The sequence below is a fragment of the Rhizobium sp. P40RR-XXII genome (assembly GCF_012641405.1).
In the GTDB taxonomy this organism is placed as follows: Bacteria; Pseudomonadota; Alphaproteobacteria; order Rhizobiales; family Rhizobiaceae; genus Rhizobium.
This window is the reverse complement of record NZ_JABAII010000017.1, coordinates 113,148-135,028: the sequence shown is the minus strand read 5'-3', so window position 1 is coordinate 135,028 and position 21,881 is coordinate 113,148. Positions and strand designations below refer to the sequence as shown.

Sequence of the window (21,881 nt, the reverse complement as noted above, 5' to 3'; positions counted from 1 at the left end):
ATCCATGGCTTCGGATCGCGGTCCTGATCACGATCACATTCGCCCTTAGCAGGCTGGTCGAGCGCCTTCGGCTTGTTGCGCCGGGTGCCGCCGCGGTGCCAATCATCACAGGGCGGCTTGAGCGACGGCTCTGGTAAGCGAAAAGCGGTGCCAATGGTCAGGCTACCTTCGCAATCTTGACCAGTCGCTTGATCGCCTGCTCTAGCGGGCGCTGTCCATCAGAATAGTCCTCCCAGGCCGACGACCCTGCCAGCAGCGCTGGTACGGTCCGGATCGTGAATCGTTTCGGATCGAGGTCCGTTTTGACTTGCGCCCATGTGAGCGGCATCGAAACGGTCGCACCAGGTCTTGCCCTTGGAGACAAAGGAGCGACCGCCGTTGCCATGCGGTCATTGCGCAGATAATCGAGGAAGATGCGACCGCTGCGCAGGCTCTTGGTCATCTTGATGAGATAAAGATCAGGATTATCACGAGCCATCTGCCGACAAATCTCATGAGCAAATTCCTTAGCCTCCGGCCACGAGAGCGGTTTGCGTTTGTTGACAGCAAGCGGCGTCACCACGTGCAAGCCCTTGCCACCGGTCGTCTTGCAAAAACTGATCATGCCGAGTTCATCCAGCCGGTCACGCATCTCGCGCGCGGCGGCAACCACGGTGGAGAACGGTACGTCCGGTCCTGGGTCAAGATCGAAGACGAGGCGCCCCGGCACTTCCGGCTGCTCTGGCTCGCAATTCCATGGATGCAGCTCGAGTGCGGCGATCTGAGCCACGGCAGCCAGTCCCTCGACGCGGTCGATTTGGAGATAGGGTTTCTTGTCGCCGAAGACCTTCACCAATTCAAGCAGGTTCGACTGGCCTGGCATGGCATGCCGCTGGAAAAATTGTTCACCACCAATACCGTCGGGCGCGCGGATAATGGAACAGGGCCTGCCCCTGATATGCCCGATGACCCAGTGGCCGACCGCCTCGTAGTAGCGGGCAAGCTCTTCCTTGGTGACCGGTTCGCCGTCATTGGCGTCGGGCCAAAGCGGCTTGTCGGGGCTGGAGATTAGCACGCTCATGACATCGACCTTGGCACCTTTGCGACGAGATGGCGTCTTTGCCACCGGTGCCGGTTGCGGTACATCGGCTTTCGTGATCTTCGCTGGACGCTCGGCTTCGACTTCTTGAGCCGGCTTGTCCTCACGTAAGCCTTTGAAAGCTGCCTGCCGGACGAGACCGTCGGCCGTCCAGCCGGCGAACTCGATTTCCGCGACAAGGTCCGGCTTGAGCCATGTAATCTCCGGCGTTTTCTTTGGTGCGCCGATTCCTGCGAACGGCGATTTCGCAGCGGCAAGTGCCTTGAGCTTTGGAAGAAGGGTTTCGACCTTTTTCGTCCCGTAGCCCGTACCCACCCTTCCCACATACACAAGATGGTCGCCGCGGTGGACGCCGACCAGCAATGAACGGAACTTGCCGTTGGTGGTTGCGTAGGCGCCGATCACCACTTCATGGCCAGCCCGGCATTTCGATTTCGCCCAGGTCTCGGTGCGGCCGGACTGATAAGGTGCATCCGCCTGTTTCGAGACGATGCCTTCGAGAGACAGTTTACACGCCGACCTCAGCACAGCGTCACCGCCGGTCTCAAAATGTTCAACAAATCGGATGCGCGTGTCGTTGTCGCCATCTGCAAGTAATGCCTTCAGCCGGGCCTTTCGCTCGATGAGCGGCTCGGATCGCAGATCTTCCCCGCCATCGTAGAGGAGATCGAAGGCGAAGTAGACCAGATCGCCGGTCTTACCTTCGGAAAGAGCGGCTTGCAGGGCTGCGAAGTCCGGGGCTCCGTGTTCATCGAGAGCACATATTTCGCCGTCGATGATGCAGTCCGGCAATGACGAGGCCGAATCGGCGATCTGTGGATACTTGCCCGTCCAGTCGAGACCTTTCCGGGTCTTCAGCGTGACCTCGCCATTAAGGACACGCATCTGGATCCGATAGCCATCAAACTTGATTTCGTGGAGCCAGCCCGTGCCGGCCGGCGGACGCTCAAGTGTTTCGCACAGTTGAGGAGCAATGAAATCAGGAAGATCGACTGAGGTGATGGTGTCTGCCTTATCGTCATCCTGAGCGGCGACCTTGCGCTCGGCGGCGGCGAGCCCCTGATTGCTGTCCCATACCGCGTCGGCATCTACGTTGCCGCCTTCGACCATGAACGGTTTGGGCTTGCGGCCCTTGCCGGCTGCGATCATTTCCATCGTGCGGCCCGAGGCCACCGAAGTGGCGTTCTTTTCCAGGATCGCCGCACCATTCTCGTCAACCGAGAACTCGTCATGGTGCTTGATCAAAAGCCAGTTGGTCCGTTTGCCGCGATCGCGGTCGTTGCGCATGCGCACCAGCACGAAACTGCCGTGCAGGCGTTTCCCTTCGAGCGTGAACTTGAAATCGCCCTTTGCGAGTGCCTGTTGCGGGCTCCTTTTTCCCTCCGGCTCCCAATAGCCGCGATCCCAGAGCATCACCGTGCCGCCGCCATATTGGCCTTTGGGGATCGTGCCTTCAAAGTCACCGTAATCGAGTGGATGATCCTCGACCTCGACCGCGAGGCGCTTGTCATGCGGATCGAGAGATGGCCCTTTGGTCACGGCCCAGGATTTGAAGACGCCATCGAGCTCAAGGCGAAGATCGTAGTGCAATCGGGTCGCATCGTGCTTCTGGATTATAAACCGTCGGCGGTTCGCGCGGGCGATCTGCGTTTCGCCGCTAGGCTCAGCCGTCTTCTGAAAATCACGCTTCGATCGGTAGGTGGATAATGTGTCGCTGGCCATCTTGATTCCCGGCTGCTTGGCATAGGTGTCTAGGAGGCAATCACTTCTGATCCAGTCCAGGAGGCGTGGTGCTCCCGCCGGACGTCCTTCAGGCGTTTTTCGCGTCGATCGTGGCGTTCCGCTCTCAGCGGGAAAGTTGGCCGTCTGGTCGTTCGAGGCGCCTTTGATCGATCGTTCAAACTAGAACTGGGCGTTTTATCGGCCATATCGAGTCTCCTTTTTCTGGAAACTCCTCGGCAGGCGTTTTGTGCCGGTGCGTAAAATAAAATGCCGCCATATCCGCGCCGTGCCAGACTGGACAGGCAATCCAAAGGAAGTATTTGGCCTGAGCACCCGTGCATTCGCGCGAACCAATCGACTTGAAGTGCGTTGTTCTCTCAGAAACAACAAGGAGACATCCTAATGGATTGGAATCGCGTCGAAGGAAATTGGAAGCAGATCAAGGGCAAGATCAAGGAGCAGTGGGGCAAGCTGACGGATGACGATCTTGATCAGATCGCCGGCAAGCGGGGTCAGCTCGAAGGAAAGATCCAGGAACGCTACGGCATCGAGAAGGATCGCGTACGGTCGGATGTCGATGATTGGTATAATCGTCAGAACTGGTAGGCGAAAGGAGCGTTTTGGTAACAGGAGGCTCTTTAAAAACCCGCCCATATCATTCGCACCGAGGCCTACGCGTGCTTTAGGCAAGTAGGCGCTACGGCGGGTTCGCCCTTACGGCAAGCGATGGCATATTCGATGGCACTTAGTAGGTCCGAAGCTGAGACGGGCTTGGAAAGTACACCGATTGCATCCGAATTTGCGATGACGGCCTCGGGATTGGCCGTCGTGAATATGATGGTAACGCCATGCGTTTGTCGTAAATAAGCGGCCGAGATGGGACCGGTAGGCCCATCGCTGAGATTAACATCAACGAGAGCGATATCGACTGTTGCGCCAAGCTTCCGAGCATCGGCAGCGTTGGTGACGGGTCCTGCGACCTCGTAGCCCAAGGAGCGCAAGACGTACTCCATATCAAGGCCAATCAGGAGTTCATCTTCGACAACGAGGATTCGCATGATGGTCTCTAACAAAGCCGTTAAGAAATTTGTCCGATATCGCCAGTCGTTCCCAAGGACGACCGCCTATACTTGCCGGCAGTCGCAATCACCTCATCCCAGGCCAAACGAAGGCTGACGACGCTTTCGGGGCACTCGAACACCTCTCCAATAAAAAAGTTCCGCGGCACATCATCTAGTCGAACGAACAGAGTGCCGGACGCCAATTTGCCCCCTGACATTCATCGCTCCGCCGGCCTGACAGCACTGCATTGCCTTTGAAGCGCCTTGGCTGGATTCCCACTTTTCAGCGCATAGGATAATGCTATTCTTCCCGCGGTCTCCCGGCCGGCGACGGCGAAGCCCTGGCCAATGCTTTGGCTCGCAAACCTGAAATAATGGCTCGTCTCATTTTGCAATCTTGTGGTGAACGCAAAAAGGCAAGAGGAATAAGTGTCACGAAAACCCAAAGACGGTCATCCGGGTGAGACGATCGCACCGCCTCTTGTCAACGTACAGCCCGGGCCTCCGGCCGCCGCTCCACTGTCAGCCGAGGCGTGGCTTGCGGCCATTGTCGAAAATTCTGACGACGCCATTATCAGCAAATCCGTAGACGGCATTATCACAAGCTGGAACAAGAGCGCCGAGCAGCTGTTCGGCTTCGTTGCGTCGGAGGCAATCGATCAGCCCATCACCATTATCGTTCCGCCCCACCTCTTGGAGGAAGAAGACACCATCATCTCCTCCATTCGGGCGGGCGAGCGGATTGAACATTTTGAAACGGTGAGACGCCGTAAAGATGGAACGCTGGTGGACGTTTCGCTCACCGCTTCCCCCGTGCGAGACAAGAATGGCACGATCATCGGCGCCTCCAAGATTGTCCGTGACATTTCGGAGCGAAAGCGGTTGGTCGAGCGGCAGGACCTGCTTCTACGAGAAATGAATCACCGCGTGAAGAACCTGTTCGCCGTCGTGAATTCGCTCGTTTCCATGCGTGAAAAGACTGCAACAAGCGTTAGTGCCTTGGCCGATGACCTTCGTGGACGGATCAGGGCCTTGGCCGCAGCGCATAGCCTCACGATGCCCGCGACGGACAGTGCCTCTCAATCAAGTGTTTTGGTAAGCCTCTTTGCTCTCATTCAAGCTATTTTCACAGCCCATCAAGACAAGGATAATGAACGCATCGTGGTCAGAGGCAGTGATATCCAAGTGAGTGCTTCGGCCCTCACTTCGCTCGCAATGCTTTTTCACGAGTTCGTGACCAATTCTATAAAGTACGGCGCGCTTTCGACGATCGCTGGTCATATCGAAGTTGAAATAAAGAACGAAGATGGTCTTTTGCTGGAATGGGTGGAAATCGGCGGCCCTCGCATTCACATGCCCGCCGGACCGAGCGGCTTCGGCTCACGACTGGAGCGCCTGACGATTGAAAGCATGAACGGTTCGATCAGCCGTGACTGGAAACCCGAGGGGCTGAGTCTTGCCCTGAGGATACCGAGCCAGTCCCTTTTGGCGAAATAATATCACGAGACAAGCCAGGCTGCCGGATTGCGGAAGGGTCAGAGAGCCATGTGCCAAGATCCCTCGGACTCATCTGTCTTGGCACCAGGAAACGAAGCGTACTTGACTCAATCGCAAATGAGAACATAATAAGAACAAATTGCCGGAGCGGTCACCGGCCGCGCAATTCCATATCGACGAATCCGCATTTGGAACTCCCTTCTAGGGGGTGCAGGAAGAGATTGCCTCATGACAGCCGTAGCCACTCAGAGAGATGAACCACAACCCGACCAGGTGAATACCGCACTCGATCTGTTCGAGGGCGATGCTAACGCCACGATCGGCGCCTTGCTCAACGAGCTGCAATTCGTTCGTGGCCAACTAGCTCTTTGCGGGGCTGGAATGAGCGTCGGCTTCACCCGTGGCTGGGTTCCGACCTTTGACAGCGAAGGAGGGAGCAATGTTTGAATATTCGAGAGAGCCCAGGCCAAGAGATGCCTTCTCAGCATCACACCGGACGAGGCGATGGCCCTCTATGAGTTTGTCGGCCATTTGAACCGGCACGCCTTCGACACTTTTAAAGATGGTGTTCCCAGCTTTCGCGGCAAGTCGAGTGACATGCGTCATCATGTCGATGTCATGCGCGACCTCTTGGAAAACGTGATGAACTATCCGACTTTGGATGACGAGCTTGACTGGGATGAACCAAAGCCAGTTTCCACGGACGAAGTCCATGGTTTGCTGCTGACGGAGATCGGTAACTGGTCTGGCATTCGATTCCTTCGGATTGCGGTTTACTGGAAAGACGCACGCAGATGTTTTGGTATCCTTGAGCTTGCAATCGACGACGAGGCAGTGAAACCTGCGGCCTCTTTGAGGTCGAAGATCTTGCCGGCAATCCAATCGATTGCGGGCCTGGCTGGACCCAATCCGGCGCCGATCTCGATGCGACATCCGCATCTTCATCAATGCGTTCCCGCTGCAGCAGTTGGAAGCGCGCAATGAAGACTGCATCAATGAAATGCTCGCGGCAAAAGTCGCCTGATTGTGAGCGGCCTGAAGTAAAGCGGCGTGGCTGTGCTGGTTACAAACCATATGGTCGCCTCCTTTAGCCATATGTGATATTCGATTGCCAAAGGCGGCAAATCAGTTCACCTTCCGCGCATGTTCGATATCGCGCAACCCTTCGTGACCGATGACGATCCTGACAGGTACATCCGCTGCCAGGACGCGCTGCAGGGCGCTTTTCGGGATTTGCTTGGTTCTGCGGTCGAGGCTGGATGGGCAGAGCGCGAGATCTTGCTTGCGATCGCCGACTTGGTGGACAATCAGCTCCTCTCACTCGAAGCCAACCGAAACACGGAAAGCCTCATCGCGCTGTTGAAACGGATGACCTAAACCTCCTCCCGGGCCGCCATACGATGAGCCTCTCAGGCACCCGAAAGCTTCCAACATCCCCCTTCTTGAAGATGGTTTTTAGCGCTCCTAAATCACCTCCACTCAACGCCATGAAAGGAGGTACGTGATGGCACTCGAGTTGTTTGACCGGCCGCTCTACGCGCGGCGAAAATACATTGTCCAGGAAATCACCGGTCTGGACGATGTCTTCGACTTTCTCGACGAATGGCCGAAGGAAAAGCGGGATCTCACCTACGAGGTAATGTTGAAAGCCTGCAGAATGGCCGCGAACCGTGAATTGCCTGTATCGGTTATTGCGGAGAATTTCCGGCGCTTTCTCAAGCGGCACGGAAAGCTGGCGGATATCGAGGATATGCCGATGCATTTTCGGCGCGCCAAAGACAGCAACGTTTCCAACAATTAAGTCAGCGACCGTATCAAGGGCCGGATAGAGTTTCGGCCCTCTTTATTCGCCGCCCGCATTCCGGAGCGCTATTTCATATCGCTCACCAGCTGAAGCGAGGACCGAAAGAGCCATAGGAACCCGGTGCCGACCCGCCTGGATCCAGCTGATTATCGCGTTGGACTCTCTCTTCCCATCGCCGGCGGTCGGCCGCTTTGCCTTTGGCGTTATCGGGATCTTTCGATTTGCTCGCGGTTACGGAGCGAGATTGACCGCCATGTCCGCCGATCGTCGAGCAGGAAACGACGAAAACGGACGAAAAAATAATCAGAACGCCTAAAGCAGCTGCCCTGGTAAACCCGTAGTAGAACGGCTGTATAGACATGCCTCATGCTCTCTTTAACCATCTGCAACAACGAGAGATGTTATTCGATTTCGCGCCGAGTGGAAACCAGAGGCTATCGGATTCCATGTGATGGACGGTACCGCTGCCGGCTCCATCGGACACACCGCGTCCACTGCATGTCACAAGCTATATTTGGAGGTCGCGCTGAAGGCGACCATCGCTCACTGAAAATTCCTGGATTTCACCTTCAACGTATCGATATGCCGATCAGGCTCATAAATCTCCCGCACCTTCATCACGGCCCGCTCCCGTGAATCCGGCGTCCCTGGCGTCCCATGCGCGAATTCATCGCCGCGACCGGTCGGCAGCTTGAACGTCTCATCGCGATCGGCAAGACCGGAGAGATCGGCGGTCAAATCAAAAAGCTGCTGGGCGATTAGATGCACGACCTCGCCTTCGCGCTGGATGCGGCCATTGATCGCCATTATGCTGGATCCAAGCACGACCTGCCGGCGGCGCTCGAAGAGTGTTGGCCAGACGACGACGTTGGCCGGTCCGGTCTCGTCCTCGACGGTCAGGAACATGACGCCCTTGGCCGAACCCGGCTTCTGTCGCACCAGCACAAGGCCTGCCGTCATCAGCCAACGGCGATCACTAGATGACATCGCCTCTTCGCAGGTGACGATATTGCGTGACGCGAGATCCTTGCGCAGGAAAGCGATCGGATGCTGGCGCAGCGTCAGACCCGTATGGCTATAGTCGTGGATGACGTTATGCCCCTCTGTCATCTGGCGAAGGCTGACCTGAGGCTCCTGCTGCTCGGCGATTGTTTTGCGCTCCCGCTTGGCGGCCGCCGCAAAGAGCGGCAAGGGCTCGTCGCGCAGCGCCTTGATCGCCCAGAGCGCATCGCGGCGCTGCAGCTTGAGCGACGACAGAAACGCGTCCGCCTCGGCGAGCTCCACCAGCGACGCCGCCGGCACGCCTGATCGCCGCCACAGATCATCAATACTGTCGAAGGGGTGATCGGCCCACGCAGCCACGATGCGAGCAGCATCGATCTGGGCAAGCCATGGACCATGCGCATGCCAAGGCGAACGGCATGAGCGTTGCTGCCGTCGATCGGCTCCAGCGTGCAGTCCCATCTCGACCGGTTGATACAGGCCGGCCGGACTTCGACACCATGCTTACGGGCGTCGCCGATGATCTGGGCCGGCGCATAAAAGCCCATCGGCTGCGAGTTCAACAAAGCCGCGCAAAAGGCGTCGGGATAATGGCATTTACCGAGCGCGCGATGGAGATGCTTGGCGCTCGCCGCTGCGCGCGGCGGTTTTACGCGTTGGTGCAGCTCTCAAAATCCGCTGATTATGCGGATCTTGGATCCATCGCTGAAGCGGCTGAATCTGAAATCCTGCGGGTCGACAAGCGGCGGCGTGCCGGTGATAAGATCTGCCATAAGCCTGCCGGCGGCAGGGCCGATGCCGAACCCGTGGCCGGAGAAACCGGTGGCGATGAAAAAGCCCGGCGTCTGCTCGACTGGCGAAATGACTGGTATCGCATCCGGCGTGACGTCGATCTTGCCCGCCCATCGCTGGGCGATCTCTGCCTTCTCGAAGGCCGGAAACGCCTTGCGCAGGTTCGCGAGCGCCTTGTCCTGAAGGTTAAAAGAGGGCTTGGGGTCGAGGACTCGGTTATATTCGAAAGGCGACGCCTCGTCCATCTTCCATCTCCTGGCGATGCGTGCTTCGTCGACGAAGCCCATGCCCGCCCGCAATATGAGCGACCGCCATTCGGCGCCGAGCGCAGGCAAGAAGTCGCGCAAGAACCGAAAGCTGTCAGGAGTGATGTCGACGATGTTTTCGAAGCCATTGGCGACCGTGTAGCCGCCGTCCTGGCGCTTGCGGATGGCAAAACCATTCGTCCAGATCGCCGATTCCGGCCCGTTTTCGAGGGGCTTGGTACGGATCACCGAATTCGTGACCTTGAGCTGTGGCAGCCGGATGCCGGCATTGCCGGCAAACAGGCTCGACCAGGCGCCGCCGGCAAGCACAGCGGCGTCACAGGCGATGTAGCCTCGTTCGGTGAAGACGCCGCAGACCTTGCCGGCCTTCAGGTCGATGCCGCGCACCGCACATTCGGTGAGCACATGCGCGCCGCGGTCGCGTGCGCCCTCGGCGATCGCTGGGGCCGCCCGCTGCGGTTCGGCCCGCCCATCGATGGCGGTATACAGCGCACCCTTGACGTCCAGCCGAGATCCCGGGTTCATCGCCGTGAACTCCTCGGCGGTCAGCATCCGCGTATCGAGCTGGTAGCCTTCGAGGTTCTTCATCCAGTTGCGATGATCCTCCACCTCTTTGTCCGTCAGGCAGGCGAAGGTGATCCCGGCGCGGCTGTATCCGACATCGCGGCCAAGATTTTCGTTTAGGCCCGGCCACATGCGCAACGCCTCCGCCATCAGCGGAACTTCGCGTGGGTCGCGGCGGGTGATCCGGACCCAGCCCCAGTTGCGGCTGGACTGTTCATGACCGATGCCACCCTTCTCGCACAAGGCAACTTTCAGGCCGCGTTCGGTAAGCTCGAGCGTCGTCGACGCTCCGATGATACCGCCACCAATGACGACGACATCGACCTTCTCAGGAAGGTCTGCGTCTCCATGGAACGGGACGACATAAGGACCGGGCATTTTCGATAGGGCTCCGTGATTCGCAGGCTCTGCGGATTGAGGGATGTTTCGGCGAGTGGGGTACCTAGCCGTGAAGCTCGAGGCGACCAGCGGCCGGGGTGGTGGAAAAACGGTCAGAGCGAAATGCCGACAGATCATGCAACGGCGACCGGCCGCTGACGAGATCAGCAAGGATCTTCCCGGTCACCGGGCCGAGGCAGAAACCGTGGCCGGAAAAACCCATGCCGACGACGAGGCCCTCGACGCCGGGCACATGATCGAGGACCGGGACGGCATCGGGCGTCAAGTCGAGAAGCCCGGCCCAGCATTCCTCGATCGGCGTCGCGTCGAGACCCGGCAGCAGGAAAGCCAGCTTCTCGATGATTTCGCGCAGGCTCGATAGCGGCGGGCGAATGACCGGCCGGGCACCGGCCGCAGTTTCCATGATTTCCATCGCTCCGCCCCAGGGCAGCGCCCCACTGGTGATCCGTAAACGGCCACTTGCCTCCTGGCGCCCGGCCCAGTCGCCGCCGGAAACGCCGATCACCTGTTCCAGAACCGGAGGGATCGGAACGCTGCGGATGACAGCGACCATCGGCGTCTCGATCGGCACCCGCACGCCCAGTGGCTTCAGCAATTCATTCCCCATGACGCCGGCGACCAGCACGACGCCGTCGGCGGCGATCCGGCGCTCGACAGTTCGCACGCCGCACACCTTTCCGCCCGAAACCTCGATCGCTTCGACGGCTTCCGCCATGATACGCGTCACGCCAAGACGATCGAGCATCCCCATATAGGCGGCACTTGTCGCTTGCGGATCGGCATGACCATCGCTCGCGCAGAAGGAAGCGCCGAGTATCGTCGGAGAAACCGCCGGAGCAATGGCGCGCACATCGTCATTGCTGGCGAGGAAGGTCAGGTCGAGCCCCAACTCTCGCTGCCCGCGCACCATGGTGCGGATCTGCTCGTATTCCTCCGCATTGCGAGCAAGGCGCAGATTTCCCTTGCGCCGGTAGTGGGTTGGGGCACCGAGCTCCTGGTGCAGCGTCTGCCAGATCTCGATTGCTTCCATTGCCAATGGCAGCTCGGCGGGATCGCGACCTGACTGGCGAACGCCGGCGAGTGTCCAACCGGAGGCCATCGCCGCCGGCCCGAACCGGTCGATCACGGCGACACTGGCGCCTGCTTTCGCCAATGTATAAGCCGTCGCGGCGCCGCTGATACCCGCACCGATGACGGCAACGTCGAACTTTTCCACTCTGCGCTCCTGCTGATCGCCACGCGGCGTATTGCTGATTAAGTTTGGCCGGACGGGGTCAACCACCCGATCCGACCAGATGATTGCCGCGTTTCATCGACGCGGCGCGAGGGATATCAGCCTTTCGGCACGACCATCGCAAACTTGCGGAAGGACTTCAGCACCTCAAGGGAAATCGGCACGTTGACAATGTCGCCGGGACCGATACGACGGATAGCCTCGCCGGCGACCTGGCAATCGGCCTAGCCTTCCATGACGATGAAACTCTCGGCCAGCGGTCGCGCCGGATAGGTGTAGAGGCCGGGCGCGGCACCCCAGACGGCGACCTTCGTTGCCGCGTCCGCATCGCCCTCGTCGACCCAGATCATCCGTCGATAGGATCGCGCGCCATTGGCGGCAATCGCCGCCTCGCTACGGCCAGCCTCGTCGTCGATACGCTGAAAAATCGTCATTTTGCGTCCTTGCTCTCAGTGATGAGGCGGCAGTTCGATACCGCCGCGTTTGCTCATGAAATTGTCGACCAGCCGCATTTCGCGCAGCTTGTAGCTTGGCGCGTAGTCCATCCAGCGCGGCGCCTGATGCAGTGGTTCGATGCGCAGGTCGAGATCCCTTTCCGATACGCCGATGGCCCAGTCGGAAAGGATGCCGCCGAGCATCGTCCCGGTTGGCACGCCGCGCCCGGAAAGACCGGTCAGCGCCACGACGCCAGGCGCCAGCCCGTAGAGACGCGGGACGGTGCGGTACTGCATGTCGAGTTCGCCGAACCAGTAATAGTCCCAACTGACCTCCTCGGTGATCTGCGGATGAAGCCACAACAGCTTGTCGGTCATCACCCGCTTCGTATAGGCGGGGTCGCGACCGCGCTGGCCGAGGATGAACATCGAGGCGACAATGCGATTGTCGGCCGTCCACTTGTAGCAGTAGAAATCGCCGCGCCCGTCGATCATCGAATTGTTGTCGGGCAGCACGGTCTCACGGGTGCGGTCCGAAAGACAGTTCGTGGCGCAGACGTAGATCGGCAGGATGCGGTAGCTCTTCTCGAGGTCTGGCCAGCCGTCAACCGTATAGGCCCCGGTCGCGAAAATCACCTTGTCGGCGATCACATGACCACGGTCGCTGATGACCTTCCACTTTGCTCCCTGCCGTTCGCACCTGTTGGCAGGCGATCCGGTATAAAGTGCTGCGCCTTCGGACATCGCCCCGCGTGCCAGACCACGCGCGTATTTCAGGGGATGAAGATGCGCGCCGTCCTCGTTGATCCAGCCACCATGCATTCTGGGCGATCCGGTAATAGCAATCGCTTCATCTCGACCCAGCATGCGTGTCTTCGCGCCGACGGCATTGTAGCTTTCGGTCTTGTGCTCAAGGGCCGGAATATGGCCCGGCCGCATCGCGCCGATCACCAGCCCGTTCTGCACCCATTCGCAATCTATGCCGTAGTGGGCGATATATTCGCCTGCCTTGTCTGCCGCCCTTGTCTGGCGTCGGATGAGGCGCTCCGCCCAGGGCTCGCCAAGCAGCGAGCGGACCTTTTCAAGCGTGTAGTAGGAAAATGTCGGGCTGCAATGGCCGGCGTTGCGTCCGGAGCCGCCATAACCTGCTTCCCGCCGTTCGAGCAGCGCCACCGATACACCCTTGCGGCTGAGTTCAATGGCCGTCGTCAGGCCGGTGTATCCAGCGCCGACGATGCAGACGTCGACCGTCGCCTCGCCGACAAGCGGCCCCGTCTCAGGTGCGGGCTGGGCTGATGCGTACCAATAGGATTCGTCGAACGGCGCGAACTTAGTCACGTGAAGTCCCCTTTGAATGGTATCTGCCGGCTCATGGCGCGATCGCGTCCAGTGGAATGGCGCCGAACGGCCCTAACTTCGGCGACCTGAAGATCGACAGGTCGTGGTCCGTCTTTTCCTCCAGCGCCAGTTTCGCGGCGATCTCGCCGAAGACAGGCGACAGCTTGAAGCCATGACCAGAAAAGCCGTAGAGCGTCACGAGATTGGAGCAGTCGGGATGGACGTCGACGACCGCATTGCCGCTCTCGGTCCAGCTGTCCATGTAGGCACCGATGCGGACGGGGTCAGGTATGACGCCGGGCAGGTATTGCTTGATCATCCGCCGCCAGCGCACGAACCATTCCGGATTGACGTTGCGGTCGAGCTTCGCGGCATCCTCGAATACATCATGCGATCCGTTGCGGGAGATCTTCATCATGCCGCCGTCGATGATCGGCCAGGCGCAGAAATCGAGGCCGCCTGAAAGGCGCAGTAGCACGGGGAATACGTCGGAACGAAACTGCGCATCGTTCTCCGTGCGGTACCAGGCCAGCACGATACGAACCAGCTTGTGATTGTCGGCGGTGCCCGGCAACAGGTGGCGTGTCCAGGGGCCCATGGCCAGGATGAGCTTGCGGACTCGCCATTCTCGCGTATCCGTGTAAACCGTAGCGCCATCGGCACCGAACTGGATGTCGCGGATCGGCGTATAGCGATGCAGTTCCGCACCCAGCGCTTCGGCCCTGCGGGCGGCGGTCATTGTCGCCCGGTCCGGCTGAACATAGCCGGCCCAGCGGTCGAGAACGGCGACCTCGCCGCGATCCAGCGTATGAACCGGATAACGCTCCTTGACCTGCGCGGCGGTGAGGACTTCGTGGTCGATCTCGTAGTTTCTGCAGGAGGCGATGACGTTGCGCATATACACGCTGTCCTCGTGGGCGATCGACAGCGCGCCAATGAGGTTCAGGAGATCGACACCTGTTTCGCCCTCCAGCTCACGCCAGATTTCCCGCGACTTGATCAGCAGCGGGACATAGGCCGGCCCCTCCTTGTAGGCTGTCCTGAATATCCGGCTTTCGCCGCCACTGGCGCTCTGGTCATGCCCCGGAGCGAACCGATCCCATCCAAGAACGCTGACACCACGCTTGGCAAGCCGCCAGACCGCCATACTTCCCATGGCGCCCAGACCGACCACTCCAACATCCGCATGGTAGCTCATTTATCCGTCCCTCTGCCCGTAGGCGAGTGCTCCGTTTCTCGTATTGCCGCAGCGTGCCGCGACGATTGTCATGCCGTCGAAGACGAATCCCGCCAGCCCGGAATGGCTTCGACAAGGCTCCGCGTGTAAGGATCCTTCGGAGCTGAGAACAATTCGTGTGCCGGCGCGAGTTCGACGATGCGGCCACGCTGCATGACGGCGATGTTGTCGCAGATCTGGCTGGCAACGCGCAGATCATGCGTGATGAACAACATGGCCACATGCGTCTCCTGTTGGATCTCGTCGAGAAGCTGCAGCACCTGTGCCTGGATCGAGACATCGAGCGCAGAGACCGCCTCGTCCGCGATCAGCAGCACGGGATTGAACATCAAGGCCCGCGCAATGCCGATACGCTGCCGCTGGCCGCCGGAGAACTCGTGCGGATAGCGGTCCATCGCCTGCTCCGGCAGTCCAACCCGGTTCAACAGGCGTAGCGCGTTTGCGCGCGCCTCGTCGCGCGACATGCCGAAGGTCATTGGTCCGCAGATCAGGGAATGCTCGATCGAGTGACGCGGATTGAGCGAGGCGAAGGGGTCCTGAAAGACCATCTGGATGTAGGGACGCTTTGCGCGGAACTGCGATTCCTTCAGCGGTAAGATATCGCCACCGTCCAGCACGATTCGGCCTGAGTCACTGTCGAGCAGCTTCATCACCATCCGTCCGAGCGTCGATTTGCCCGAACCGGATTCGCCGACGATGCCGATGGTTTCACCCTTTCTCAGCCGAAAACTTACCTCGTTCACCGCCAGCACGATGCTCGTCTTTCCGAAGAGCCCGCCGGCGGTCTTGTAGGTCTTGCAGACATTGTGAACATCGAGCACGACAGGGCTGCCCTCGCGGACGGCGGCGCGCGCCTCGGTGCGCATCGTGGGTATTGCCGCTAGCAAGCGTTGTGTATACGGCTCCTTGGGCGCGCGAAGCACCTCGTCGGCCGTCCCTTGCTCCACCAGATGCCCTTTCTCCATGACGATCACCTTGTCGGCGATGTCGGCGACGACGCCGAAATCATGGGTGATGAACATCACCGACATCTTTTTCTGCCGCTGCAGCCGCTTGATGATCTCGAGAATCTGGGCTTGCGTCGTGACGTCGAGGGCGGTCGTCGGCTCGTCGGCGATCAAGATGTCCGGGTCGAGCGCCAGAGCCATGGCAATCATCACGCGCTGACGCTGGCCGCCCGAAAGCCGGAACGGATATTGATGTGCGATCGCCGGCGGACTGGGCAGACCGACGATCTCCAGAAGCTCGATCACACGCGCCCAACGGTTTGGGGGCGCGACATCGGGGTGGGTCAGCATGACCTCCTCGATCTGTTGTCCTACCGTCATCAGCGGGTTCAGCGCCGAAAGCGGATCCTGGAAGATCATCGAAACGACGCGGCCGTTCAGGCTGGTCCGCTCTTTCGCCGTCAGCGTCGCGATATTACGACCATGCAGGGTGATCGAACCGCTCTCGATCGTCAGCGGCGGCGGCAGCAGGCCCATGATAGCGTTGGCGGTCACCGACTTGCCCGATCCGGATTCCCCGACGATGCAGAGAATCTCACCCGCCTCGAGCGAGAAGGAAATGCCTTCGACGGCATAGCTTCGGTCGGCGACCTTCGGTAGGGCAACCGTCAGGTTGTCGATGGTCAGTACGGATTTCAGGGAAACCTCCGTCGTGGCGGCAGTGGATTCGGCATCCTGGTCGGCGCGAGACGTCATCATTGAATGTCACCCCGCACGTCCAGAGCGTCGCGCAGCCCGTCGCCGATGAAGTTGAAGCCGGTAACAGCCAACGTGATGGCAATGCCGGGGACAATGGCGAGCCACGGCGCCGTCTGCAGATACTGCTGCGCGCCATTCAGCATGTTGCCCCAGGACGGTAAAGGCGGCTGGATCCCATAGCCGAGGAAGGAGATGTAGGCTTCGAGCAGGATGGCGTTGGCGATGGTCAACGTCGCCGAGACGATGATCGGGCCCATGACATTGGGCAGGATTTCCCGGAACATCACCCGGTTCGGCGTCAGCCCGAGCATCGTCGCAGCCAGCACGAATTCCCGGTGCCGGAGCGAGCGTACCTCCGCATCGACGACGCGGGCAACCTGCATCCAGCTGGTAATAGCGATGATCACAGTAATCATGACCGGGCTAGGCTTGATAAAGGCGGCGAGCGTCAACATCAGGAACACGCTCGGATAGGCGAGGAAGCCATCGACGATACGCATCAGGACGGCACCGACGCGGCCACTGTAGTAGCCGGATATCGTGCCGACGACGGTGCCGAATATCGTCGAAATGACCATCGCTGCAACACCGGCGGCGAGTGACACGCGGCCCGCCATGAAGAGGCGTGCAGCAACATCGCGGCCGAGCGGATCGGTGCCGAAGATATGCGCGCCGGAAAATGGCGGAGCGTTCCTGGCCCGGAGATCGATGTGCAATTGATCGTAAGGGATCAGGCCCGGGCCGAATATGCTGGCAAGGATAAGGGCGCAGACCACGACGAAGCCGAAGACGGCAAGCTTGTGATACATAAAGCGCCGCAAGACCCGATTGCGCGAGCGCGTGGGAACGAAAGCATCTGTAGAAGCAATTGTCATCGTTCGATCCTCATGCCAGCCGAATTCGGGGGTCGATGAAGGCGGTCAACAGATCGGCCAGAAGGCTGCCGACAACCGTAAGGATCGCCGAGAACATCAGCAGGCCCATAATGACGGGATAGTCGCTGTAACCCAGACTATCGAGGAAGAGGCGCCCCATTCCCGGCCAGGTGAAAACAGTTTCGGCGACCAGCGCACCACCGAGCAGCTGCGGCAGCTGCATGCCGGCGAGCGTGATCATCGGCAGCATGGCGTTTCGGGCGACGTGCCGCCGCATGACGATGCGCTCGGGAACGCCTTTCGCCCGGGCTGTGTTGACGAATTCCTGGCCGATCGCCTCCAGCATCGAGGAACGCATGTAACGGCTCCAGATGGCAACGTTGACGAGCGCGAGGACGGCGGAGGGCAGGACGAGGTGGTGCAGATAGTCGAGCGCCGTCTCATTGCCCACAGTGTACATGTTGCCGGCCGGGAACCATCCAAGATCGAGCGCAAAGATGTAGATCGCCACCAGTCCGAACCAGAAGGTCGGGATGGAGAGCGCGATCATCGTACCGATCGTCATCGTATGGTCGAAGATCGAATAGCGCTTAATAGCACTCTTCATGCCAATCCAGGTACCAAGACCGATGGCGATCGCCGTTGAGCTACCCATCAGCAGCAGCGTCGCGAAGAGGTGTTCGCCGATGATCGTCAGTACCGGACGCCCGTCGCGGAACGACCGGCCCCAATCGCCACGCACCAAGCCCCAGAGCCAATCGAGATACTGGATCAAGATTGGCCGATCCAGACCCATCTGGTGCGCGATGCGATCGAGGTCCGCCTTGCTGATGCCAGGCGTGAGCGCGAACTTCGACATCGGACCGCCGGGCGCAAGCATCAGGACGCAAAAGCCGATCAGCGAAATGACGAACAGCAAGATGAAACTCTGACCCAATCTGCCGAGGAGAAAACGTGTCATCGGTCGATCTCCGTTTTACCAAGTGAAGAGCGTCGGGCCTGAAGGCCCGACGGACGACGTTAGCTCCAGCGCCAGCTGTTGACGTTCCAGGTGTCGATCCGGACGTTGACGTTCGGAACAAATCCCTCGAAGCCCTTCTTGTAACCGCGCAAGTCGGTGAACTGGTGCAGCGGCAGGAAGGGCAGCTCTTCGCGAACGAGCTCCTGCATCTTCACGTAGATCTTCTTGCGCTCTTCCGGAACGAAGACCTGCGCGCCGTCCGTGAGCAGCTTGTCGACTTCCTCGCTCTTCCACTGCCAGGTGTTCTGGCCCGAGCCGCCCTGGGCCGGGATCGCCTTCGACGAGAAATAGTCGGACGTATCCGGATCGCCGCCGGTCAGGAAGACAATGCCGGCGATCGCGCTCTGGAACTGCGACATCATCCAGTTGTCGCCCCACATGACGGCCGGTGGCATGTTGCGGATCGTCATTTCGGCGCCGATCTGGGCGAAGGTCTGCTGCATGAACTGCTGCATCTGCTCGCGCAGGTGATTGCCGACTGTCGTCGAATTCTCGAACGACAGGCGCAGGCCGTTCTTCGCGCGAACGCCGTCAGAGCCCCTGGTCCAGCCAGCGCTGTCGAGAAGCGCGTTTGCCTTGTCGATGTTGAACTCGTGCTTCGGCAGGTCCGGATTGTAGTAGAAGGCCTGCTGCGGCATGTAGCTTTCAGTTGCGACGGGAAGACCGAAGTAGAGAGCATCGATGATCGAGGCCTTGTCGATCGCCATGTAGAGCGCCTGGCGCACGGCCTTGTCCTGGAAGACAGGCAGGCCGAGGTTCAGCGATAGCGTTTCGATCGGGCTGCCGGGGGCCTTAACGACCGTGCGGTCGGCAAGCTTCGAGGCCTCGTCGTAGTGCTCGGCGCTGATGCCCTGCAGGCCGGTGACGTCGAGGTCGCCGGTCTTGAACTGGGCGTACATGACAGTCAGGTCGGGAATGTATTTGACGATCAGGCTCTTCACATAGGGCCCATCGCCGTAATAGGCGGTGTTGGCCTCGAGCTCGATGTAGTCACCGGCGACGCGGTTCTTCCATTTGTAGACGCCGGTACCGACAGGTGCGTTGTTGAACGGCGTATTGTTCAGGTCAGCCTGGCCGTCGAAGGCGTGCTTCGGCACGATGAAGGTCGAGGCGAGGATCGACGCATAAGGCGCGTAGGGCTTGGCCATCATCCACGTCAACTCGGTCGGCGAGACGACGGTCAGGTCGCGGACGAGATCGTGGCCGGTGTGACGCCAGCTGTTGAATTTCGGGTTGACGAGCAGCTCGAGGGTGAACTTGACGTCCTCGGCGGTGAACGGCTTGCCATCATGCCAGGTGACCCCGTCGCGCAGCTTCAGATGCCATTTCAGGCCGTCGGCAGAAATGCCGCCATTGGCGACGGTCGGGACCTCGGCCGCCAGGCATGGGAAGAAACCGCCCTTGTCGTCGACGCCGAAAAGCGGATCGAAGATCGCGAAATAGATGCCCTCATCGACTTCGATGTGCAGAAGATGCGGATTGAAGACCGTCGGCTCCTGCGAGAAGCCGAGAACGGTCTGGCCCTTGGGCTCTTCCTTGGCGAAGGCTGCGCCTGAACCGAGCAGACCTGGCATGGCAGCCCCGGCGGCACCGATACCGAGCATGGCGAGCACCTGGCGTCGGTTGGCATGAAATGGATTAAGCGTCATGATGAACTGTTCCCTTTGTTATAGAGTGTTGGCTTCACGGAATGTCGCGCGGCATCACCCCGTCCGCATTCCAGCGGACGGATCTCTCCTTGACTCCCAGGGGAAAGGCAGCGGCCTTTCTAGATCAGTTCCGACGCCGCAGTTCAGGCGTCGACTGACTTCTCTTGTTGGCGGCCGGCATCGCGATCGCAGCCGCTTTTGTCATTTCGCAACCATCCCTACCGGGCTGGCCGCGAGGCTCTCAATATGACTGCTCCGCCCGACAATTGACTGCGATCTCGGCAACGCTTGCCCGGTTCGGCAGATCGATCGCCATCGCTACGACGTCAGCGATCTCCGCCGGGGTGGTCATTGTATCCATGTCCGGCATAAGGGACTTTCCCATGTCGCTGGAAACGAAACCCGGACATATGGCTGTTGCCCGGATGCCCTGGTCGAAACCTGCCTGCCGCAATCCGTGCGCCAGTGCCACGGCGGCGTGCTTGGTCATCGCATAGGCAGAGGATTGCACCGAGGCGACACGCTTGCCCGACAGCGAGGCGATGATCACAACCCGCCCCTTGCCGGATTTCTCGAGCGCCGGAAAAGCAGCGCGGGCCAGTCGTTGTGGCGCCCGAACGTTGACGGCCCACATGGCCTCAAGATCCTCGTCGTCGATCTCGACCACCGACTTTGGGATCATGATGCCGGCATTGGCGATGACGGCGTCAATCCGTCCGAACCGATCGAGGGCCGTGGCGACCCATTTGTCCTCGCCACCCTGCGCGGCGTCATAGGCAACTGTCTGGACGGCGGGATCGAGGCCCCAATCTTGCAGGCCGTCTCGCAAGCCAAGAGAAAGTTTCCAGCCGTCGACCTGCAACCGATGAGCAATGGCCCGCCCGATGCCTCGCCGGGCGCCGGTGATAAGAGCAACCCTGTCGTCTTTCATGGCCGACCTCCAGGCGGACGTGGCGTCATGACGAGGCGCCAATAGATTTTTCGCAACAGCGCCATGGCCTGATCGTATTCCTCATCCAAAATATCAGCCAGGAAATCTCTTGATTGGCGGATGCGCTGACGGATCTCGCTGAGCGAGCTTTCGCCCTTTTCGGTGATGAACAGGGACCAGGAGCGGGAATCCCTGCGCCCGGCCTTGCGATAGATCAATCCCGCCTTCTCCATTCCGGTCAGCAGCCGGGCGATCTCGGCGCGATCCTTCGAACTCACCTGCGCTATGGTTGACGGATGAATGCCGGGATACTTGCTGATCAGGAACAGGGCTGTCACCTTGCCGGTCCCACGCATCTCGTCAATGTCGCTGATCCGCGCATCCCAGTCGCGGCTGACCTCGATGCTGAGACTTCGGACGAAGAAACTGAAGGTGTCGTTGAGGACGTCAAGGTCGACAGTATCGGGTGAGACGACAAGCCCCTCACCAGGCCATATCTCTTCGACGTGTTCAGACGTATCCACCATGCAGATCCGCATCCCCGATGTTTTGATTGAGTAAGTCAACTACATTATGATTGACGATGTCAAGTACATCGTCTGAATGACTGCCTAATTTTTCAGACGTTCTCAAATTGCCTATTTTTTATCCTTGCTTGGCCAAGCGGTGCTCATCGGTTATCAGCGATGGCAGCTCCAACGTTTGCCGCGCCCGCGCAGAGGACCATGTCCAGGCCAAGCCCGCTCGAAATCGAAATAAGTCACGATATTTTTGGGAAGCTGATAAGAATCCTCGGTGAGTTCTGCCGCGTAGTCGGCAAGGTCGCCGATGGCATAGCCGAATTCGGCCAAATGGCAGGCAAACAGGTACCGGTCTTCGCCACTGACGAGGTTATCGATCAGTTCAAACCAGTCGCCGAGATTGGTTTGTGACACCCGCAGGTTCTTGAATTGGTCGGCACGGTCGCCGTTGATATACTCCCTTGTGGCGTTGGCACGCCCAAAGATAGGGATAACGGATCACGGAACTATTGGCAGGGACGTCAGCCATTGGGCTCGCCCCCTTCCTCTCCTCGCCATAGAGCCAGCTCCGTTTGCCATCCTCCGACCGCTTGACGGTCACGCCCCAGGGTCGATTATCAAAATTTCCGCCAACATAGCCGTCGGGCAATTTCGCAAGCGCGTCTTCGAACGCCGCTAGAACAGCTGGTGTTTCGCTGCCGGCGATCACGGTGCCAGGCATTCGTCGCAGATCCCGCAGCCATCGTCATC

The 21,881-nt window shown here is 59.7% G+C and carries 20 protein-coding genes and 2 pseudogenes; 6 read left to right on the top strand and 16 right to left on the bottom strand.

What is annotated here, in order from left to right; translation table 11 throughout:
- Positions 1-157 precede the first annotated feature (157 nt).
- A complete protein-coding gene (ligD, locus tag HGP16_RS26480) occupies positions 158-2,800 on the bottom strand; it encodes a DNA ligase D (protein ID WP_168842938.1) in 2,643 nt (880 codons plus the stop codon).
- 402 nt (positions 2,801-3,202) lie between these two features.
- Here ligD and HGP16_RS26475 point away from each other — a divergent pair, with 402 nt between their 5' ends.
- The gene (locus HGP16_RS26475; RefSeq protein WP_168842937.1) at positions 3,203-3,406 is read left to right on the top strand and encodes a CsbD family protein; all 204 of its coding nucleotides are present in this window, start codon (positions 3,203-3,205) and stop codon (positions 3,404-3,406) included.
- Between the two features lie 65 nt (positions 3,407-3,471).
- Here the strand turns inward: HGP16_RS26475 and HGP16_RS26470 are convergent, their stop codons facing one another.
- Entirely contained in the window at positions 3,472-3,858 is a 387-nt protein-coding gene (locus tag HGP16_RS26470; protein ID WP_168842936.1) for a response regulator, read from the bottom strand.
- Between the two features lie 432 nt (positions 3,859-4,290).
- Here HGP16_RS26470 and HGP16_RS26465 point away from each other — a divergent pair, with 432 nt between their 5' ends.
- The 5 genes from HGP16_RS26465 (at position 4,291) to HGP16_RS26445 (ending at position 7,159) form a co-directional block, all read left to right on the top strand.
- Positions 4,291-5,358: a sensor histidine kinase gene (locus tag HGP16_RS26465; protein WP_205927564.1), complete on the top strand. Its 1,068-nt coding sequence runs from the start codon at positions 4,291-4,293 to the stop codon at positions 5,356-5,358.
- A 228-nt stretch (positions 5,359-5,586) separates the two neighbouring features.
- The gene (locus HGP16_RS26460; RefSeq protein WP_168842935.1) at positions 5,587-5,805 is read left to right on the top strand and encodes a hypothetical protein; all 219 of its coding nucleotides are present in this window, start codon (positions 5,587-5,589) and stop codon (positions 5,803-5,805) included.
- 57 nt (positions 5,806-5,862) lie between these two features.
- On the top strand, positions 5,863-6,342 hold the full coding sequence (locus HGP16_RS26455) for a hypothetical protein (protein WP_168842934.1): 480 nt from the start codon (positions 5,863-5,865) through the stop codon (positions 6,340-6,342).
- 159 nt (positions 6,343-6,501) lie between these two features.
- Entirely contained in the window at positions 6,502-6,735 is a 234-nt protein-coding gene (locus HGP16_RS26450; RefSeq protein WP_168842933.1) for a hypothetical protein, read from the top strand.
- Between the two features lie 127 nt (positions 6,736-6,862).
- Complete coding sequence (locus HGP16_RS26445; RefSeq protein ID WP_168842932.1) at positions 6,863-7,159, top strand: DUF982 domain-containing protein; 297 nt, start codon at positions 6,863-6,865, stop codon at positions 7,157-7,159.
- A 546-nt stretch (positions 7,160-7,705) separates the two neighbouring features.
- Here HGP16_RS26445 and HGP16_RS26440 read toward each other — a convergent pair.
- The 14 genes and pseudogenes from HGP16_RS26440 to HGP16_RS34750 all read right to left on the bottom strand — a co-directional run.
- Positions 7,706-8,763, bottom strand: a pseudogene (locus HGP16_RS26440) (OB-fold nucleic acid binding domain-containing protein); the annotation flags it as partial.
- A 69-nt stretch (positions 8,764-8,832) separates the two neighbouring features.
- Entirely contained in the window at positions 8,833-10,164 is a 1,332-nt protein-coding gene (locus HGP16_RS26435; RefSeq protein WP_168842931.1) for an NAD(P)/FAD-dependent oxidoreductase, read from the bottom strand.
- 64 nt (positions 10,165-10,228) lie between these two features.
- Positions 10,229-11,401: an NAD(P)/FAD-dependent oxidoreductase gene (locus tag HGP16_RS26430; RefSeq protein ID WP_168842930.1), complete on the bottom strand. Its 1,173-nt coding sequence runs from the start codon at positions 11,399-11,401 to the stop codon at positions 10,229-10,231.
- A 242-nt stretch (positions 11,402-11,643) separates the two neighbouring features.
- A complete protein-coding gene (locus HGP16_RS26425) occupies positions 11,644-11,853 on the bottom strand; it encodes a hypothetical protein (protein ID WP_168842929.1) in 210 nt (69 codons plus the stop codon).
- A 15-nt stretch (positions 11,854-11,868) separates the two neighbouring features.
- Positions 11,869-13,191, bottom strand: a complete 1,323-nt coding sequence (locus HGP16_RS26420) for an NAD(P)/FAD-dependent oxidoreductase (RefSeq protein WP_168842928.1) — start codon at positions 13,189-13,191, stop codon at positions 11,869-11,871.
- 31 nt (positions 13,192-13,222) lie between these two features.
- The gene (gene solA, locus HGP16_RS26415; RefSeq protein ID WP_168842927.1) at positions 13,223-14,389 is read right to left on the bottom strand and encodes an N-methyl-L-tryptophan oxidase; all 1,167 of its coding nucleotides are present in this window, start codon (positions 14,387-14,389) and stop codon (positions 13,223-13,225) included.
- Between the two features lie 68 nt (positions 14,390-14,457).
- Positions 14,458-16,134 (bottom strand): ABC transporter ATP-binding protein, encoded by a 1,677-nt coding sequence (locus HGP16_RS26410; protein ID WP_246703339.1) that lies wholly within the window; start codon positions 16,132-16,134, stop codon positions 14,458-14,460.
- A complete protein-coding gene (locus HGP16_RS26405; protein ID WP_168842926.1) occupies positions 16,131-17,009 on the bottom strand; it encodes an ABC transporter permease in 879 nt (292 codons plus the stop codon). Before HGP16_RS26405 ends, HGP16_RS26410 begins: the two co-directional genes overlap by 4 nt.
- Before the next feature lie 10 nt (positions 17,010-17,019).
- Positions 17,020-17,970, bottom strand: coding sequence for an ABC transporter permease (locus HGP16_RS26400; RefSeq protein WP_168842925.1), 951 nt, complete (start codon positions 17,968-17,970; stop codon positions 17,020-17,022).
- Between the two features lie 59 nt (positions 17,971-18,029).
- Positions 18,030-19,679: a peptide ABC transporter substrate-binding protein gene (locus tag HGP16_RS26395; protein WP_168842924.1), complete on the bottom strand. Its 1,650-nt coding sequence runs from the start codon at positions 19,677-19,679 to the stop codon at positions 18,030-18,032.
- A gap of 241 nt (positions 19,680-19,920) precedes the next feature.
- Positions 19,921-20,610 carry an SDR family NAD(P)-dependent oxidoreductase gene (locus HGP16_RS26390; protein ID WP_168842923.1) on the bottom strand — a complete coding sequence of 230 codons (690 nt, stop codon included), beginning with the start codon at positions 20,608-20,610 and terminating at the stop codon, positions 19,921-19,923.
- Complete coding sequence (locus HGP16_RS26385; protein WP_168842922.1) at positions 20,607-21,137, bottom strand: MarR family winged helix-turn-helix transcriptional regulator; 531 nt, start codon at positions 21,135-21,137, stop codon at positions 20,607-20,609. The genes HGP16_RS26390 and HGP16_RS26385 overlap by 4 nt, the downstream gene beginning before the upstream one ends.
- Before the next feature lie 153 nt (positions 21,138-21,290).
- A complete protein-coding gene (locus HGP16_RS26380) occupies positions 21,291-21,545 on the bottom strand; it encodes a hypothetical protein (RefSeq protein WP_168842921.1) in 255 nt (84 codons plus the stop codon).
- A gap of 124 nt (positions 21,546-21,669) precedes the next feature.
- Positions 21,670-21,852: pseudogene (locus tag HGP16_RS34750) on the bottom strand (hypothetical protein); the annotation flags it as partial.
- Positions 21,853-21,881 lie beyond the last annotated feature (29 nt).